Here is a 2,515-nt window from a genome sequence, read left to right on the forward strand (position 1 = left end):
TGCCGAATTGTTCCAGCAGTTCGGCGGAAATCGAGGGCAAGGCTATGGGCTGGGTTTTCTGTTTGCGAGGCATACACTCTCCTTGGGAGCATGATATGCCCTGAACACGAAATTACTGACAGGCCCGAGAATAGCCTTGCCAAAAGGTCCAATGGGTATGCCTGTGTACAAGGTAGCCGCGACCTCACCACCTAGCTGCGCTATCCGAAGAAAGTTAATGCGCTTCAAAAGGCGCTTAGCCTTCTTTAGAAGCGTCTCGTCACTTGCTGCAAGCCGTAGAACTTCGTCGCCCACGAGTTGGAGGAGTGCGCTGCGCGCTCCTTCGAAATCTTGATACAGCCAAGGGTTAAAGGTGACGAGGACGTATGAGTTCTGACCTGGGACAGCTGATTGTTTCAACCGTCCTTCGATCATCTTGACCAGCGATGTTTTTCCGGCTCCCCAGCCACCAGAAACGCCGATTGAAATTGGCATTCCTTTAGCTTGCTGTAGAAGCTTTGTACACGCGTCGGCTACCACTCCAAAATTCAAATAATCAACAGTCGTTTCGTTGTCTGACCACACTGCGTATCTCTCCCCCTCGCAGCACTAAAGGTGCTGCAGGCCTTACATTATCTTTGATGTGGACTGGATTTGGATACCACTTTGCTATATTAACCCGGCAATTTAATACCCCAAATCCGCCGCATAAGCGATCTTGGGGTATTAAATTGCCGGGTTAATAGAATATGCATTTGGACTCGCTGTGCCACAGTAATCAATAGGATTTTAATTAAAATGCGAAACCAATAATTCATTATGGCTTAATGCACTCACCCCTCCAAGGCGCCAAAATTCAAAATAATATGTGAAATCGATATCGAGATTAATTAAAGGCTTTCCTATGTGCCATGCCAAATAATAATTGGCAGCGATCCCATATAGTGCTTCAAACAAAGCATATGTTGCATCTGAAGAGAGGATTCTAGCTTCTCTTACTTGATCGCCAATAAACTCATGCATCCAGCATTCTGGAATGTCAGACTTTAGTGCCACATCAACCAAATCTCTTTCTGTATAGATAATTTGTGCATTCATGGCAATGATATATAACTCATCATTATTTGTAATTTTGCAGAAACGCGACAGCTCATTTAGCCATTTTGTTGCAGTAGCCAACAATTCTGCCTGACTGCCTTTGTTTTTATCAGTAGGTAATAGATACAAGCAATTTTCTAGAGTTCCCGCATCTAAAACCTGTTTTGCCACAAGAGCCATCTCTTCCCCAGAAGGAAAGAAGCTAAATATTTTTTTTAGCTCTGAATAATCAGAATGTTCTTTAAATAAGCCAAGAAAGTGCGATTTATCAAAGTCAACACCTTCCTCACAAAAACTACACCAGTCGGCCAATAGCGTGCTCATGATATTTCTACCTTTTCCTTGGAAGAGATGGAAGTAGGTTTGGATCAATTTTCCATCTATCCCTTAGTCTAATTATTCCAGAATTAAAATCATCTAATGATTTGCTGTTGTCAATAACGGCCTTCAATTCATTATGGAAAGCACCTGAGGCATGGGCACCATGCCCGCCATGTTTACCATCAATAGGACTTGTCCATTTTAACTCTGTTGTTTTCGTTCTGAATCGCTGGATTTCATCCATACTGACCCCCCAGCTTTTGAATTCTGGCGCTCTACAGACCATACACCACTCATGTAAACCACCAGGTTGGCGAATTCTTGTCTCAATTGACTCGCGAATAGTTTTATTTTCCCATAAGGTATTCAGTTCTACATCAGACAATTCATCGAACCATCGAGAAAACTCGCCACCGCGTGTACTTGGTACCTTTCCATTGGGCAAAAGGTCATCTACGGACCTAGTAGCTTTTGCTGTACTGGAAACATTGTCGGCTTCATGTGCGACTATTCTACCCGCTTCCCCCACCTTATCGACCGTCTTGCCGGCATCGATTGCCGCACCAATCCCCTTGCCAACTTTCTGTGCCGCACCACCGGTCAACACACCCAATACACCTAGCAGTCGGCTGGCTTCCTCGCCGTTCAGGTCGGTACCGGTTAGCACGGTTTTGATCGAGTCCGCTTCGCCAACCAACGGTGTCATCGTGGCGAGGGCGACACCAAGCTGAGTATTGCTTTTGAGAGCCGTATCAAGCTTGCCCGCGCATTGGGCATCACTTAGCCCCTGGCAATGATTCTTGGCAAATTGCCCCAACGTGCGGGCTTCTTGTTTAAGGTTCGTTATCCTTTGTTGCCCTGCCAGCAAGGCATTGTCTGTCTTTTGCATCGCGGTTAAACGCTGCATACCCTGGCTGGCGTCGGAAAGCTGATCAATCTGCCGCAATGCATCTGATGCCTTTGCTGCTTCTGCTATTTCGCGTCGGTGTGCATTCAGACAGGCATCGTCCTTACAGGCTGCCAGTTCAGCGTTATGCTGGGCCGAGCGTTTGGCGTAGTCGTCAACCAGCTTGTCTTTTGCAGTCTGATCGCACTGGTTTTGTTCGCACTCCTTGAG

3 protein-coding genes are annotated in these 2,515 nt (G+C 46.3%); all 3 read right to left on the bottom strand.

The genetic code is table 11. The annotated features are described in order from the left end of the window. Positions 1–42: 42 nt before the first annotated feature. Positions 43–564 (bottom strand): P-loop NTPase fold protein, encoded by a 522-nt coding sequence (locus CSQ89_RS23960; protein WP_099407925.1) that lies wholly within the window; start codon positions 562–564, stop codon positions 43–45. 204 nt (positions 565–768) lie between these two features. Continuing rightward, positions 769–1,401, bottom strand: a complete 633-nt coding sequence (locus tag CSQ89_RS21030; RefSeq protein WP_099407926.1) for a hypothetical protein — start codon at positions 1,399–1,401, stop codon at positions 769–771. 7 nt (positions 1,402–1,408) lie between these two features. Continuing rightward, positions 1,409–2,515: pre-toxin TG domain-containing protein (locus tag CSQ89_RS23020; RefSeq protein ID WP_199065766.1), on the bottom strand; the 1,107-nt coding region annotated here is incomplete at its 5' end.

Origin of the sequence: Chitinimonas sp. BJB300 (genome assembly GCF_002735695.1) — a bacterium.
Classification (GTDB): Bacteria; Pseudomonadota; Gammaproteobacteria; order Burkholderiales; family Chitinimonadaceae; genus Chitinimonas.

Coding starts and splice junctions, on each gene's coding strand:
- CSQ89_RS21030 (WP_099407926.1), bottom strand. CDS start 1,401: ATGAGCACGCTATTGGCCGACTGGTGTAGTTTTTGTGAGGAAGGTGTT.